11 protein-coding genes and 1 tRNA gene are annotated in these 14,715 nt (G+C 39.5%); 7 read left to right on the plus strand and 5 right to left on the minus strand.

Features of this window, described 5'->3' with window-relative positions:
* Positions 1-96: 96 nt before the first annotated feature.
* Positions 97-2,703 carry a glycoside hydrolase family 2 protein gene (locus tag DRW42_RS25395; RefSeq protein ID WP_113951683.1) on the plus strand — a complete coding sequence of 869 codons (2,607 nt, stop codon included), beginning with the start codon at positions 97-99 and terminating at the stop codon, positions 2,701-2,703.
* Positions 2,704-3,204: 501 nt separating this feature from the next.
* Here DRW42_RS25395 and DRW42_RS25400 read toward each other — a convergent pair.
* Together DRW42_RS25400 and DRW42_RS25405 are read right to left on the minus strand one after the other, a co-directional pair.
* Entirely contained in the window at positions 3,205-3,531 is a 327-nt protein-coding gene (locus DRW42_RS25400; protein WP_025141835.1) for a 2Fe-2S iron-sulfur cluster-binding protein, read from the minus strand.
* Between the two features lie 43 nt (positions 3,532-3,574).
* The gene (locus DRW42_RS25405) at positions 3,575-4,585 is read right to left on the minus strand and encodes an NAD(P)/FAD-dependent oxidoreductase (RefSeq protein WP_113951684.1); all 1,011 of its coding nucleotides are present in this window, start codon (positions 4,583-4,585) and stop codon (positions 3,575-3,577) included.
* 291 nt (positions 4,586-4,876) lie between these two features.
* On the opposite strand from DRW42_RS25405, the gene DRW42_RS25410 reads away from it, so the two are divergent.
* Complete coding sequence (locus DRW42_RS25410) at positions 4,877-5,530, plus strand: hypothetical protein (protein WP_113951685.1); 654 nt, start codon at positions 4,877-4,879, stop codon at positions 5,528-5,530.
* 70 nt (positions 5,531-5,600) lie between these two features.
* Here the strand turns inward: DRW42_RS25410 and DRW42_RS25415 are convergent, their stop codons facing one another.
* Positions 5,601-7,640: a prolyl oligopeptidase family serine peptidase gene (locus DRW42_RS25415; RefSeq protein WP_113951686.1), complete on the minus strand. Its 2,040-nt coding sequence runs from the start codon at positions 7,638-7,640 to the stop codon at positions 5,601-5,603.
* A 117-nt stretch (positions 7,641-7,757) separates the two neighbouring features.
* On the opposite strand from DRW42_RS25415, the gene DRW42_RS25420 reads away from it, so the two are divergent.
* The 5 genes from DRW42_RS25420 to DRW42_RS25440 all read left to right on the plus strand — a co-directional run bounded on the left by DRW42_RS25420 (position 7,758) and on the right by DRW42_RS25440 (position 12,659).
* Positions 7,758-8,462, plus strand: a complete 705-nt coding sequence (locus DRW42_RS25420) for a hypothetical protein (protein ID WP_147243809.1) — start codon at positions 7,758-7,760, stop codon at positions 8,460-8,462.
* 65 nt (positions 8,463-8,527) lie between these two features.
* Positions 8,528-9,277, plus strand: a complete 750-nt coding sequence (locus DRW42_RS25425) for a UDP-2,3-diacylglucosamine diphosphatase (protein WP_113951688.1) — start codon at positions 8,528-8,530, stop codon at positions 9,275-9,277.
* 674 nt (positions 9,278-9,951) lie between these two features.
* Positions 9,952-11,025 carry a peptide chain release factor 1 gene (gene prfA / locus DRW42_RS25430; RefSeq protein WP_113951689.1) on the plus strand — a complete coding sequence of 358 codons (1,074 nt, stop codon included), beginning with the start codon at positions 9,952-9,954 and terminating at the stop codon, positions 11,023-11,025.
* Positions 11,026-11,128: 103 nt separating this feature from the next.
* Positions 11,129-11,202: transfer RNA gene (locus tag DRW42_RS25435), tRNA-Asp, on the plus strand.
* Between the two features lie 245 nt (positions 11,203-11,447).
* Positions 11,448-12,659 (plus strand): site-specific integrase, encoded by a 1,212-nt coding sequence (locus tag DRW42_RS25440; RefSeq protein WP_167437828.1) that lies wholly within the window; start codon positions 11,448-11,450, stop codon positions 12,657-12,659.
* A 389-nt stretch (positions 12,660-13,048) separates the two neighbouring features.
* Here the strand turns inward: DRW42_RS25440 and DRW42_RS25445 are convergent, their stop codons facing one another.
* On the minus strand, positions 13,049-14,269 hold the full coding sequence (locus DRW42_RS25445) for a phosphorylase family protein (protein WP_113951691.1): 1,221 nt from the start codon (positions 14,267-14,269) through the stop codon (positions 13,049-13,051).
* Positions 14,266-14,715 (minus strand): response regulator, encoded by a 450-nt coding sequence (locus DRW42_RS25450; RefSeq protein ID WP_113951692.1) that lies wholly within the window; start codon positions 14,713-14,715, stop codon positions 14,266-14,268. Before DRW42_RS25450 ends, DRW42_RS25445 begins: the two co-directional genes overlap by 4 nt.

Consider the following 14,715-nt stretch of genomic DNA (forward strand, 5'->3'; position numbering starts at 1 on the left):
GAGAGGATGATAGAATGGAAATTTGTAATAACAAACACCGCTTCATTCTCTAATTCTATCAATCGTTAATTCATTCATTCAATAATTCTATCATATATGAAGAAAATATTTTTACTTCTTTTATGCTGTTCGGCCCTGATCGTAAATGCGCAACAGCGTTACGAGCTTAATTCGGGCTGGGTATGTACCAATATCAAAGATGCCAATGCATCAGGCCTAGAAATTTCGAAAGCAGGTTTTTCTACCAATAACTGGATGCCTGCAACAGTACCAGGGACGGTTTTAACCACCTTATTAAACAATAAAAAAATTCCCGATCCATTTTATGGAATGAGTAATGAAAAAATTCCTGATGTATATAAAACCGGCAACGATTATTACACCTACTGGTTTGTAAAAGATTTTGAGGAACGGGCGATAGGTAACGAACAGGTTTGGTTACAGTTTAGGGGAATTAATTACAAAGCTGAAATTTACCTGAACGGGAAAAAAGTTAACCCTAAAACCCAGGTAGGTATGCACCTTCGGGCGCAGTATAATATTACCAGGCTATTGTCTGCAAGCGGCAAAAACAGACTGGCCGTTGTGGTTTATCCGCCAGATTTTCCGGGTAATCCAAACGGAGGTCAGGGTGGCGACGGAACAATTGCTAAAGGATTAACCACACAATATACCGCAGGTTGGGATTGGATACAGCCCACCCGCGACCGTAATACCGGAATCTGGGACAAAGTAACCATCGAAAAAACCAAAAGCATCAATATTCAGAATCCACAGGTAATTACCCTGGTGCCAGGCAAACGTTTACCGGAAGGAAAACAAAATCCTGCTACCGTTAAAGTTTCGGTTGAAGTAGAAAACCCGACTAATCTGCCTGTTTCAGGTACGCTGCAATATCAAATTGCTGGCAAACTGGTTAAACAGCCCACAACTATCCCAGCTAGTAAAACCACTACCGTTAAACTGCCTGATTTATTACTCGAAAATCCGAAATTATGGTGGCCTAGCGGCTATGGCGCACAAAACTTATATGATGTAAAAATCGAATTTGTGGCAGCCAATCAGGTATTGGATCAGGAGCAACTGAAAGTGGGTGTACGCCAGATCGATAACATCTGGAATGAGCACACTAAAAGTATGGGCGCTTATGTAAACGGACAAAAGATTTTTATTAAAGGTGGAAACTGGATCATTTCTGATGCAATGCTGCGTTTTAGCGATGCCCGCTATGATGCCGAAATCCGTTACCATAAGGATATGAACCTCAACCTGATTAGAATCTGGGGTGGAGCAATCCTTGAAAGACCGGAATTTTACAATGCCTGTGATAAATATGGCCTGCTGGTTTTTCAGGATTTTTGGTTTAGTGGCGATTGTAACGGCCGTTGGGTAGATCCGATGAAAAAAGAAGACCAGTGGACAAGAAGAAACTATCCTGACGACCATAACCTTACTTTAACTGCGATTGAAGATCAGATCAAAATGATCAGAAACCATGCTTCACTTGCATTCTGGTGCGGTGGAAACGAAATTACCCCTCCTGAGGATATTTTGGAACCCTTAAAAAATGAAATCCTTCCACGTTTGGATGGCACCAGAAAACTTTTCGATTTCTCGAACAGCGATGAAATGTCGTTCAATTCTATTGGTGGTAATGGCGACGGTCCGTATGGTATACAGGATATCAAAACTTTTTGGGGTACCAGAACCTTCCCCTACAATTCGGAAGTTGGTTCGGTAGGCGTAGGCGATTATGCTTCGCTGTTGCGTTTTATCCCGAAAGAAAACCTGGTTGCACCGCAGTATAAAGCCAAACCCGATTCGGTATGGGATTATCATAAATACATTTCGTACGAACAATACCTTAATCCTTATGGCAAGCCAAAAAGTGCCGAAGATTTTGCCATGAAAGCCCAATTGGCCAATTATGATCAATATAGGTCCTTAATGGAGGGGTTTTCTAACAAAATGTGGGATTGGTATACCGGTTCTATCATCTGGAAAACCCAAAACCCCTGGACGGCCATGCGTGGGCAGATGTACGATTATTACCTCGATCCTAATGCCTGTTTATATGGCTTGAGAAAGGGTAGTGAACCATTGCACGTGATGATGAATCCTTTAGATAGCATGGTTACGATTGTAAACAACGGATTTACCACGAGGAACAATTTAATGGTGCAGGCAAAAGCTTACGATATGGATGGAAAGGACTATTTCTATTCGCAGGTATTTAATTCCGTAGGACCATCTTCCGTAAGAAGACTTTTTCCGATGAACGAGTTTTTGACCAAACTTGACAAAAAAGAAGGTGTATTTGTAGCGTTAAGAATTTTAGATCAGAAGCAGCATGTCTTAAGCGAAAATATTTATTGGCTGCCCGGAAAAGACGGCGAATATTCGGGTTTGAAGAACATTAAACAGACGCCTTTAAAAGTGGCTGCTCTTGATCAGAAAAATGGTAAAGTAGCGGTAACGTTAACTAATGCCGCTGGAAATCCGGTTGCGTTTTTTAACCGCGTTGCTTTAATTAACAGCAATAGCAACGAACGGATATTGCCAAGCTTTTATGATGATAATTATGTAAGTGTGTTGCCTGGAGAAAGCAAAACCATTATGGTAGAATATACGGGTAAACAAAGCAATTTAGCTGTTGAAGTTTACGGCTGGAATGTTGTGAAGCAGAAGGTAAATATTCAATAGATAAATTTCCAGACCTCGCAAGGTTTTAAAACCTGCGAGGTCTTCGCTGCCTAGATTTGGTTGAAAAATGCTTTTTTTTTGGAAATAATGGGTTCTGTTTCAATGGCAGATTGTAGCCCTGCTATCGCTGCAAGTCCTCTCCCGATGAAAAATCGGGATCCGGGCTTTTCGCTTTATCAGGTTTAGAAACAGTGGCAACTGCTCCAAATCGCGATGGATCTGCGTTAGGGATTGTAAGGGTTTAGTACCGATTTTTCATCGGTACCGGAGCGAAGCGCAGCCCTGAAAAGCCCGACCCTTTCCCGATTTTTCATCGGGATTGAGGTAACGCCCATATTAGTTTGCAATTTTCGGTTGGCAGTTTACAATTCTTTAAATTTTAATGGTTGGGGTGGATTAAAAATCCACAGTTCGGAGAATCGAGATTGCAAATCCCGATTAACAAAAACAAAAAAAGGCGACACTTTACGTATCGCCTTTTCTGTTTATACTATTAACAACCTAGCTTACGCCGTGTAATTTTACTTTTAAACCGTCCATGTTGTTGTTTAACTGCAACTGGCAGGCTAAACGCGAATTAGGTAACAAATCGGGCAAAGTATCCAGCATGGCATACTCATCGTCTGTCATTTCATTAAGTTTTTCTTCGCCCTCTAAAACATCAACACAACAGGTAGCACATAAAGCCATTCCGCCACAAGTGGCTAAAATATCATATTCCGAAGCCTTTAAAAACTCCATTAGGCTTAAACCCATGTCGGTTGGGGCAACGTGTTCAGTAACCGAGCCATCCGGCTCCTGCATGTATATATTGATGTTGTTTTCCATTTTTAGTTCTCTTATTATTTGAACAGCAAATATAGGAGAAAGCTTAAAATTCTGAAACTCCGTTTACAGTAGTATATTTCATGGTATATTTCACACCAGGGTTCATGTACGAATAAGCACTGTGACTCATTAATGCCGCTTCATGGAAACCACAAAGAATCAATTTTAACTTATTTGTATAAGTATTGATATCGCCAATGGCATAAATACCCGGGATGTTGGTCGAATAATCATCAACATTAACCTCGATAGCACTTTTGCTGATGTTTAAGTTCCAGTCTTCAATCGGACCTAATTTAGGACTCAAACCAAACAAAGGAATTAAGTGATCTGCCTCTACAACTGTTTTTTCCATGGTGCGGTTCTGAACAATTTCTACCTGCTCCAGTTTATCTGTTCCATGTACGGCTTGCAGATTGCTGTTTAAAATCAGGTTGATTTTTCCACTTTCTGCCAGTGCCATTACTTTTGCAACAGAATCTGGTGCACCACGGAAACTTTCGCTTCTGTGAACCAAAGTCAGCTCAGAACAAACTTCTGCCAGGTAAATGGTCCAGTCAAGAGCCGAATCGCCACCACCTGCAATAACCATTTTCTGGTCGCGGTATTTCTCCGGATCAAGGATCATGTAGTTTACACCTTTACCGTTTTCAAAGTTTTCTAAATTTTCTACAGCAGGTTTACGTGGCTCAAAACAGCCTAAACCACCGGCAATAACCACAACCTTAGCTTCGATAACGGTACCCATATTGGTAGTTAAAACGAAATCGGCTTCGCCACGCTTTTCTAAACCTTCAATACGTTCGCCTAAGGTAAAAGTAGGATGGAAAGGTTTGGCCTGCTCCATTAAATTATCGATAAGCTCCTGCGCCAATACAGATGGATAACCAGGAATATCGTATATCGGTTTTTTAGGGTAAATTTCAGACAGCTGACCACCAACCTGAGGGAGGTAATCAATTAAATGACAACGCATTTTTAATAAACCGGCTTCAAAAATGGCAAATAAACCAACCGGACCAGCGCCTATTACGGCTATATCAGTAGTGATCATTAAAGAAAAATTTGACGCAAAGTTACAAAATAAAGTCTTATCAATTCTGCTATTTAGAAATATTCTAGATAATTTTGCAATACTATTATATTCAGTATTTTATATGCTTTGAGTTTAACGGAAAACAAAAGTTAAAGGTTTTTAGTGTTTTAAAGCAAATTATAATTGGTCTATAGGTTTAGTGGGGGATTCCCGATTCAGCTTTTGAAGATGTGAAAAACTCACAATTAAATTACCAGATCTGGCTAAAATTCCAAAAAAGTAATAACTTTCCTGATATTCTAATTAACGATGCTTGATTATTTTTTTATTGCTTTGCCCATGGTTGCAATTTGGGTATTACTGTTTCTGTTTTGCGGACGGAGCTGGCAATTGCCAGCAGCCTTTATTCCCTTCTGCATCTGGGGCCTTTATTCAGGAAATAGCCATTGGAAATGGCTCTTAATCATTCCTTTGTTATCCCTATTAGTCGTTGATCTGCACATTACAGTAAAAGAAACCAAATTTAGTCGGGAGATCACTATTTTGAGTTATGTTTTAACTATTCCGTTTTTAGTGCTCTATCTATTTTATGGAAGGGGATTTGTAAAGGATGGAACTTTGGTTTCTGTTATTTGGGGCTATATCTTTCAGGTTCTTGTTTTAATCTTTGTGTCTAAATTCTGGTTTTCTGATGTATTGTTGTTATTTATAAATCGTTTATCGCTAAAGGATAAGCGTTATGTAGAAACACAGGTGATAAAGAAGTTGATAAAAACGGTGGGCAGATCTACAAACTATTATGTTGTGTTTTATAACCTGGGTAAAATGAAAGTTTCGGGTTTCTTTTATGTGTACCTAAAGTTTAAAGGGGTGCAGGCAGAAGATAGAATAGAAATTGTAATTAAGAGGGGTTGCTTGGGAACAGAGTTCATCACCGGCTTCCCAAAAATTTTATCTCGATAATATTTACCACAGAAGCAAAAAACAGCATGGGGGAATTTCCATGGTTTTTTACTTCTGTGGCAGAATTAAATTACCACCTCATCCCCAAATTCTGAAATACAAAACTCCACACATCCGCCGCCTCTTCAATTAATTTGGTGGTAGGTTTACCCGCTCCGTGGCCGGCTTTGGTTTCAATCCTGATTAAAACCGGGTTTTCGCCCTTATATTTTTCCTGTAGCGTTGCTGCAAATTTAAACGAGTGTGCAGGCACCACACGATCGTCATGATCGGCGGTGGTAATTAATGTGGCCGGATAATTTACGCCCCTTTTGATGTTATGAAGCGGTGAATATTTGATCAGATAATCAAAATCTTCTTTTTTATCGCTGGTTCCGTACTCAACTGCCCAGCCCCAGCCAACGGTAAATTTATGGTAGCGTAACATGTCGAGCACACCAACGGCAGGTAAAGCCACTTTAAAAAGATCGGGCCGTTGCGTCATGCATGCACCAACCAGAAGTCCGCCGTTTGAACCACCCGAAATGGCAATTTTTGATGGGTTGGTATACTTTTCTTTAACCAGATACTCTGCTGCGGCAATAAAATCGTCGAATACATTTTGTTTTTTTGCCAGCATACCGCCTTTATGCCAGGCTTCGCCGTATTCGCTTCCGCCACGCAGGCTTGGCTGAACATAAATGCCTCCATGTTCTAAAAACAGCATGCGTGATAAACTAAATCCTGGCGTTAAACTGATCTGGAAACCACCATAGGCATAAAGGTAAACCGGGTTGTTGCCATCAAGTTTAATTCCTTTTTTATGGACGATGAACATGGGCACCCTGGTGCCATCTTTAGAAGGATAAAATACCTGTTTGGTTTCATAATTATCTGTATTAAGTTTCAATGCCGATTTTCTGTATAAAACCGATTCGGCTTTAGCCACATCATAACGGTAAATGCTGCTTGGGGTGGTGAAGTTAGAAAAAGAGTAGAAAAATTCTTTATCCGCTTTATATCCGCCAAAACCATCAACGGTACCAATGGCAGGTAGTTTTACCTCGCCTATTTTCTTTCCTTTTAAATCAAACTGGATAATGTTAGTGCTGGCATCTTTTAAGTAGGTTGCCCATAAAAACCCACCGCCGGTTCCAATACCTTCCAATGCCAATTTTGATTCGGGGATGATTTTCTGCCAGTTTTTCGGGTCAGGCTTTTGAGGATCAACTAAAACTACCTGTTTGTTCTCTGCACCTAAATCGGTATTCACCAATAATTTGTCTCCAATGTTATCAACAGCACTATGATTGTGTTCGTAACCTTTAATTAGCGGTGCTATTTTGCTTTCGGGTAGTTTTAAGTCCTGATAGTACAATGCATTGCCTGAGGTACCCGCACTTGCATATACGATTAAGAAACGCTCATCTTCGGTAACACTGGCGCCGAAATAAAGATTGGGATTGGTTTTGTCTTCAAAAATTAATTGATCATTTGTCTGTTGCTCACCCAGTTTGTGGTAATAAACTTTTTGGTACTTATTGGCAGCCGAAAGATTGGTTCCTTTTGCAGGCTCATCAAACTTACTATAATAAAAACCATTACCCTTCCAGGCTGCGCCCGAAAATTTGGTCCATTTCAGTTCATCCCCCAATTTGTTCTTTGTGGCAATTTCCAATACATAAATATTGCTCCAGTCTGATCCGGCCTGTGCCACAGAATAAGCCAGGTATTTTTTATCGTGCGAAAAACCAAGAAGTGAAACTGCCGCCGTTCCATCAGCCGTAAGTGTGTTCGGGTCGAGGAAAATTTCTTCTTTGCCTTCTAATCCTTTCTTTATAAACCAGATGCTTTGATTTTGCAATCCATCATTTTTAGTGAAGAAATAATATTCGCCAACTTTAAATGGAGCTGTTTCTTTCGGATAATTCCAGATGTCAGTTAGGCGCTTTTTAAAGTCTGCACGATAAGGAATTTGTTCAAGGTAATTTTGGGCTACTTTATTTTCGGCATCAACCCAGGCCTTGGTTTCGGCTGAGGTATCATTCTCCAGCCAGCGGTATGGATCGGCAATGGTAGTGCCAAAGTAATTGTCTTTAGTGTCGTCTCTTTTAGTTTCAGGATATTTCATCAGTAGTATTTCTGCGTTTTGGCGGTGGTGGTAATCGAAAAGGGTTTAATGCAAATAAGCTTAATAGAATTTATGTTTTATGATTATTGATGGAGGATAAATACTAATTTAGTGAAAATGGCACGGATTAAGCTAGTTATAATGAATGACTATTTTGGATTGATTTTACCTTTGTTAGCTATTTGGATAGTGACTTTTATGCTGCTTGCTCAATCCTGGCAGCTTCCAAATGCATTTCTGCCTTTTTGTATGTTCGAATTATTTAATCCGTCGCATTCTGATTACTACATTTTGTATTTACCTTTCTTCTGTTTGTTGGTGATCGATATTCATGTACTGCCCACCGATATGGAGTGGAAAGGATTTAAAAAATACCTGCCTTACTTATTCAGTTTACCTTTAAGCATCTGGTTTATTTTTCATATTCAAAGTTTGTTTAAAGGTGATTCGCTTGCATTTAAAATATGGGGCACAATAATAGGCCTTTTAATCACAACATTTGTCGGTAAAATGTGGTTCGGCGATGTGGTTCTGTTAATAATAAATAGGTTGCGTTTAAAGGAGGTAACAGAAATCACCTGTACGTTTAGAAAACAAAGAGCAGAACGTGCTTATCGCCATATTAAGTTTATGGTACAATTAAGCAGTATGGAAGCGATAGAAACATCAGGCTTTTTTTATTTTTATCTGAAATTATATAAGGTGGAAGAAGGCGATTTACTTAAAATTAAAATCAAACGTGGTTGCCTGGGGCTAGAATTTATAAGTGGTTTTCCTAAAATTGTAGAACGTAAAAAAAATATACCACTTAGTGTGAAATAAAAGAGCATTTAGCATTCAATTTTCTGTTCCCGGGCTTTAGGCTTTTTCACTAACTTTGCAGGCTCATGGCTAAAAACATTTATTTCGCTTCCGATTTTCATTTAGGCACACCGAGTTATGCCGAAAGCCGTGCCCGTGAAGCGCGTATTGTAAGCTGGCTGGATTTTATTGAACCCAATTGCAGCGAGCTCTTTTTAATGGGCGATGTTTTCGATTTCTGGTTCGAATATGCAACTGTGGTGCCTAAAGGTTTTGTCCGCTTGCAGGGAAAATTGGCTGCCATGGCCGATGCGGGAATAAAAATCTATTTTTTTAAAGGTAACCACGATATGTGGGTGCGCGATTATTTTACCCGGGAAATAGGCATGGAAATTATCAGTGATGAACTGATTATTGAACGTGGTAAAAAGAAATTTTACCTTCACCATGGTGATGGTTTGGGGCCTGGAGATAACAAATACAAGTTTTTAAGAAAGATTTTCAGAAGTAAATTATGCCAATGGTTGTTTGCACGTCTGCATCCAAATTTGGGCATCGGTATTGCCAATGGCTGGAGCAGGGGAAGCAGGGCAGCACAAACTGAAAAAGAAGTTTTTTTAGGCGAGGATAAAGAATGGTTGGCCATTTATGCAAAGGAGCAGTTACAGAAAACGCATTTCGATTATTTTATTTTCGGCCACAGGCACCTCCCGCTTGATATTGATTTGGGCGGTGGTAGCAGGTATGTAAACATAGGCGAATGGCTCAATTACAGCACTTACGCAGTTTTTGATGGAGAGGATTTAAAACTGGAATATTATAAGCCAGAGGTTTGATTTTAAGTTTATTTTTTTCGAAAGCAAAGCCTGTAGCCTAGTTTAATGTTAGCCGGGCTTTCCATTATAGTCCCGGTTTTGAAGGAAAACCGAGAGCTACCATTTCAATCCCGTTTAGTTACGCAGTCTCATACTACTATTTGGGTACATTATGCTCAGATGCACTGGCCTTTGTTTCTAAACCCGATATTAGTGTAAAGCCCGGAGCGAAGCAATGAGCGAGGACTTGGAACGTTAGCGGGACTATCCGGCCGCCACTGGTATAGAACCTTTCATTTTCTAATAAAAACCGCTGCAGTTTTAATCATTATATCCCGATCTTGAAGGAAAACCGGGAGTTGTCATTTCAATCCCGTTTAGTTACGCAGTCTCATACTACTGTTTGGGTGCACTATGCTCAGATGCACTGGCATTTGTTCCTAAACCCGATATTAGTGTAAAGCCCGGAGCGAAGCAATGAGCCAGGACTTGGAACGTTAGCGGGACTATCGGCCGCCACTTGTATAGAACCTTTCATTTCCTAATAAAAACCCTTGTAATTTTAATTATGCCAACTGCTTAACCAATTAAGCCCTTAACCCAACCAACAAATTCAGCTTTTTTCCTTATTTTTGCATTTTCCCGAATTTTTGGACCTGTGCCAGGCTTTAGGGGAGATTTCAACAAGAATAAATATGTTAGATAAATTAGAAGCTATAAAGCTGCGTTGGGAAGATGTAGAAGAATCGTTGAGCAATCCGGATGTGATCCAGGATATGAAACGTTTTGCGGCTTTAAATAAAGAATATAAAGATTTAGGCAAAATTGTAGATGAGTATAAAATCTACAAAAATGTGATGAGCAATATCGACGCGAACAAGGAGATTTTAGCAACTGAGAAGGATGCTGAAATGCGCGAGATGGCAAAAGAAGAGCTAGACTTGTTGTTAAAACAGCAGGAAGAAATGGAAAGTAACATTCGTTTGATGCTGATTCCTAAAGATCCTGAAGATGCCAAAAATGCCTTATTTGAGATCCGTGGTGGTACCGGTGGGGATGAAGCGGCTTTATTTGCAGGCGATTTATACCGTATGTACACCCGTTATTTCGAAACCAAAGGCTGGAAAGTTGAAACGGTTGATGTTACCGAAGGTACTGCAGGTGGTTATAAAGAGGTGATTTTAAAAGTAAATGGTGATGATGTTTACGGTCAGTTAAAGTACGAAAGTGGTGTACACCGCGTGCAACGTGTACCCGATACCGAAACCCAGGGCCGTGTACATACTTCGGCTGCATCCGTAGCAGTTTTGCCTGAAGCAGAAGAAATCGACCTGTATATTAACCCTGCTGATATCGAGCTGCAGACTTCACGTTCGGGCGGTGCAGGTGGCCAGAATGTAAATAAGGTAGAAACCAAGGTGCAGTTAACGCACAAACCGTCGGGTATTGTGGTGGTTTGCCAGCAGGAACGTTCGCAATTGGGTAACCGTGTAATTGCAATGGAGATGTTGCGCAGTAAACTTTACGACATCGAATTGCAGAAAAAGAATGGCGATATTGCTGCTAAACGTAAAACAATGGTGTCAACCGGCGATCGTTCGGCAAAAATCAGAACCTATAATTACCCTCAGGGCCGTGTTACCGAACACCGTATCGGATTAACCATGTACAACCTGCCAAGCATCATGGATGGCGATATCCAGGAGATTATTGATGCGCTTCAGTTTGCTGAAAATGCGGAGAAAATGCAGGAAGGGGCTGTAGGTTAAGGAGTTAAATATATTTAGAAAAAAATTTTGCGAATTAATATATAGTCTCTATATTTGCAACCTCGAAAGAGACAAGAGGTTCGAACTTTAAAGAAGGACAAAAGGAGTGGTAGTTCAGCTGGTTAGAATGCCTGCCTGTCACGCAGGAGGTCGCGGGTTCGAGTCCCGTCCATTCCGCGAAAATAGTTTTAAATTTAACTAAAAGCCTGTAAATTAAATGTTTACAGGCTTTTTCGTTTTTTGGAAACACCAAATTATTCAATTTTTCGCAAGAAAAAGGTGAGCAATTCGGTGAGCACATTAAACGGTATGAATGCTCACCAATTATAGCTTAAGTATTTGTTTACGAGCTAGTTCAATCATTAAACATCTTGACTGTAAGTGACAGAATTAACAATTTTGTTTCATTTTAATCATTTGTCATGAGAACAAACATGAATCTGCTTTTTTATTTAAAAAAGCGCTCTACTTACAAAACTGGTCCGGTTACCATCTATTTAAGATTTACGGTTGATGGTAGGCGGGCGGAAACCTCAACTGGAAAGTCGTGCGATCCAAATCGCTGGAACGCTCAGGCCGGGCGTACTGTTGGTACAAAAGAAGATGCACGGTTATTAAATGCTTATCTGGATAAACTTCAGTCGAAAGCTCAGGAGCTTCACCAATTAATGACGGTAGGGAACGAAACCGTTACGGCAGAAACGGTTAAAAACCACTTTATTGGCAAGACTCTTCAATCAAGAACTCTTGTTGCCATATTTGAAGATCATAATTCAAAGATGAAAAGCCTCATCGATAAAGAATTTGAAAGAAGTACCCTTCAGCGCTATGAAACCTGTTTAATGCACGTTAAAGACTTTATGCAGTTAAGTTATAGTGTTTCAGATATCCCGGTTGCAAAGATCAACTTTGCTTTCCTAGTTGATTTTGAATATTACCTTAGAAGTGTCCGCAACTGTGGAAATAACTCAGCGATAAAATACATCAAAAATCTCGGCAAAATTATTCGCATATGTTTAGGTAACGGGTGGTTGGCTGTTGATCCATATCTTAATTACAAGCCAAAACAGAATGCCGTGCATCGTGAGGTGCTAACCAAAGAAGAGCTAAGTCGTATAAAGGAAAAGAAGTTCAGTGTCGAGAGGATTGCTACAGTCCGGGATATGTTTGTCTTCAGTTGTTATACAGGACTTGCTTATGTTGATGTGTGTAAACTAAGACGTTCTGAATTGGTTAATGGAACGGATGGCAATTTATGGATATATACAAACAGAAAGAAAACCGATACACTTTCACGGATCCCCGTTTTGCCAGCAGCTCTGTCAATAATTAAAGCTTATGAGGACCATCCCCAATGTATTGTCAAAGATACCTTGCTTCCAATGATGAGTAATCAGAAAATGAATGCGTATTTAAAAGAGATAGCAGACCTATGTAATATTAATAAGTTATTGACTTTTCATATTGCCAGGCATACCTTTGCGACAACTATAACACTCAACAATGGTGTGCCTATAGAAAGTGTATCTAAGATGATGGGGCATACCAGTATTAAAACAACACAGATTTATGCAAAGGTATTGGACCATAAGATTGGTTCTGATATGCAGAAAATCATTGGTAAAGTAGAGTAATCTAGAGCTTTTGACTAATAAGGCTGTAATCTCCTATGGTTTCTTCAATCTGCTTTTGGGATCGTAAAGCAAAAAAAGGATGCAGCACTAGCTGGTGCATCCTTTATCTAAATTAACGCTCTCAATCTATGATTGATGCAAGGCTCTCACCTCTTGCTTATGCAATATATAAATATAAATTATTGATACAATATATTTCATTAGCTTTTGTCCAGATGTATTTATTCTAATCTCTTATTTCAGTTTATAATTATCAGTAAAACAAGAATGCGAGTCGCCATTTGTCTAAGATTTTATGCAGTGAAAATGTTAAATTTATTTTTTTTTAAATAGCGTAAAATTGAATCTGTCAATGTCTACTTTAATACTGTTTCATTGCAACAAGTAAATTAATCAAAGGTTAAAATATTGCGGATGATATAATCCGCTGTCCAAGCCGACATAGTTGCGCAGTATTTCTGCATATTATCTCCCTTATCTGGATTAGCATAATCCGACACACTTTTGATTAGGATCGGAATAGGTTGCGGTTTAGTGCAATATTCACAGCAATAGGAGATAGCATATGATTCCATATCAATTGCAATGAGTTTTCTTTGATGCTTAATCTTGTTCTCAATATAATCCTTATTGGATATAACTGCTGCTCCAGAACCAACAGGACCTACGTGGAGATTTAGTTCTCCACTAATCTTGTTCCCTTTCCAATTGGATTTAATTCTAGCAAGGATTTTATCGTCTGTCGCTAAGTCTATAAATGCTTCCTTTAAGGAGCTATTAATTGGTATAACTCGGTAATCAGGCTCAAAGCCCTGTTTCCCTTCGGGATCAACAACAATCTTTCCACTTTCAAGATCAAAGGACATATCAGATATAACAACATCTCCTAAGTTGACTTTACCTTCGACGCCACCGCAGATTCCAGTCATGATCACAAACTTAGGTCTAAAATGTTCTATTATCTTCATGGTAGAAGTCGCAGTGGCGACCATACCCATTTGCGGAAGGTGTGTCGCGACAACATTTAGTGTGCCGTAACTAGGAAGCTCAATCTTTCCTTCGAAATAATTGGCGGAGTCATTTGGTATTTTCTTCTTTTGCCATTGATAATCTAGTTCTAATACCGCATCAAGTTCGGGGGAGCGCAAGGCATTTACAAAAGCAATATCATATCTCTGTGTATTAACTGAAGGTAATCCAATGCTGGACTGTTGAAGTTCCTCAATCTTAGTCCGGATTTTACTTTCCCAGCTTATTGATCCTGGGTCATACTGCACTAGATTGATAAGGTTCTCATCGAATATGGACTTGTACTTTAAATGTACTTCCGTATGTTCTGTAAGCCCCAATATATGATCAGGCATTTTAAGCCGTCTAGTTTTTCTAATTTCCAAAACAAAGTCAAAGCCTTTGCTTTCTATAGCTACCTCTGAAAAACGCTCAGGAAGATGTAAGTCAAGAATCATAATATTAAAATGATCCTGCAAAAATTTACGAGCGGTGACAAGGTCTGATGCGATCTCATAGCTACAGCCTGTAATTGAATCCAAAAGTTTGGCTACCTTGCCAGCTTTGGAAGCGGTATCTTCTACCACTAATATCTTGATCATAAAAATGTATTGAGGTTTTCCGTGAGTGAAACTTTCCAAGAAGTAGAGCCCGGCTTGTAAAATATAGTTTTTAGGTAAATGTTGCTAAAATCCTCTGAAAAAGATTTATGCCATTCCTCAAGCGACGAGGTCTTTCCATTTTCACCAAAAGAATCATATTGGGTAATGATAATGACCTTTGCCTTTCTTTTCTTGCGCTTAATCTCCCGTAAAATATCGCGGCCTGCCATTGGCCTGTGTTTATAGCCATCTTCTCCCGGACGAATATCATAGTTGGGAAGTTGCATGTCGAGTAGGATGACGTCAAAATCATCTTTTAAGATCAGTTTTAGGCCAGATTGGTAGGACATCCTGTTGTCTACTACGGTCTGAGCATACTCAAGCTTGAGGAAATCGGCGATAACCTTTAATTTAATAGGATCATCTTCTATGATTAGAATTTTCAT

Origin of the sequence: Pedobacter miscanthi (assembly GCF_003315595.1) — a bacterium.
Taxonomy (GTDB): Bacteria; Bacteroidota; Bacteroidia; order Sphingobacteriales; family Sphingobacteriaceae; genus Pedobacter; species Pedobacter miscanthi.